Genomic DNA, 1386 nt, shown 5'->3' on the forward strand with positions numbered 1-1386 from the left:
AGTTCTGTATTGAACAGGGCTAAGTCCTTTTAGTTTTGTCTTAATTCGTTTGTTGTTGTAATAAAAAATATAATCCGCAATAGCTTGCTCAAGCTCATCCAGGGACTGATATGATGTCTCAAGACCATAAAACATCTCAGATTTAAGTATCCCAAAGAAAGATTCCATCATTCCGTTATCAGGACTGTTCCCTTTACGTGACATGGATGGACGAATGCCCTTGTTCTCTAAAAAATGATGATAAGATTGGTGCTGATATTGCCAGCCTTGGTCACTGTGAAGGATTGTTCCACTATATGATTTAGCTGGAAAGGCTTTCTCAAGCATGCTCTGAACTTGTTTCAAATCTGGTGAACGTGACACAGTGAAGTCAATAATCTCGCTGTTGTAACCATCCAACACAGGGGACAAGTAGAGTTTTCCTTCTGCTAAAGCAAACTCTGTCACATCAGTATAACACTTCTCATAAGGTTTAGATGCACTGAACTGACGGTTGATGAGGTTATCAGCCTTTTTACCTACTTCCCCTCTGTATGATGAATACTTGCGTTTGCGGCGGATACGGGCTTTTAAGCCTAACCTCTTCATCAAACGTTGTATTTTTTTGTGATTGACGATAAAACCACGATTTCTTAGTTCCAGATGGATGCGACGATAGCCATAATTGCCATGATGTTCATCATAGATGTCTTGAATGAGCTCCTTTAAGGCCATGTCCTGATCTTCTTGAGCAGCTAGTCGCTTGACTTGATAGTAATAGGTTGACCGTGATAAATCAAGGATTTCCAGCAGAGTCGCTAGAGAAAATTGACCGATTAATTCTTGGATGATTTCTGTTGCTCTTTGAGCTTTGCTTCGTCCCTCAATCGGTATTCTCTCAGCTTTTTTAGCACCGCATTCTCCGCTCTAAGGTAGTCTAATTCTTTCTGGAGTCGTTCCAACTCTGTCATTTGTTCCCAAGTCTTCTTTGGTTTACGCCCCATCTTTATTGGTCTCCCTCTTCTTTTCTCAAGAATAGTATAGCCATTTTTCTTGTATTGCGCAATCCACCTTGAAATCATACTAGAATTTGGTAAGGCATAATCTAAGGACGTCTGTTTCTGAGATTGCCCATCAATCAGAACTTTATCTATTATCTCTTGCTTCAGTTCTGGAGAATAATAACTATTCTTCCCTTTTTGGACAATGGCTAACCCATACCTGTCAATCAGGCGAATCATGTACCTTAGTCCAGAAACATCCACACCAAATCTTTTTGAAAGCTGGTTAAAGCTTAAACCTTGTTTTATGAGCTCATAGATTTGAACCTTGTCTTCATAACTCAATTTCATAAAAATAGCACCCCAATCGTTAGATTTTTATGTCTAACTTTTGGGGTGCAGTTCA

Annotated in this window: 1 protein-coding gene; it reads right to left on the bottom strand. The window is 39.5% G+C overall.

The genetic code is table 11. From position 1 onward, the window contains the following. A protein-coding gene (locus tag HMPREF9389_RS11920; protein WP_173361646.1) for an IS3 family transposase occupies positions 1-1331 on the bottom strand; the annotation gives its coding sequence in 2 pieces (ribosomal slippage) (positions 1-881 and positions 881-1331; 1332 coding nt annotated over the 2 pieces). This gene is flagged as partial in the annotation. Between the last annotated feature and the right edge of the window lie 55 nt (positions 1332-1386).

Source organism: Streptococcus sanguinis SK355, assembly GCF_000212855.1.
GTDB classification, from domain to species: Bacteria; Bacillota; Bacilli; order Lactobacillales; family Streptococcaceae; genus Streptococcus; species Streptococcus sanguinis_A.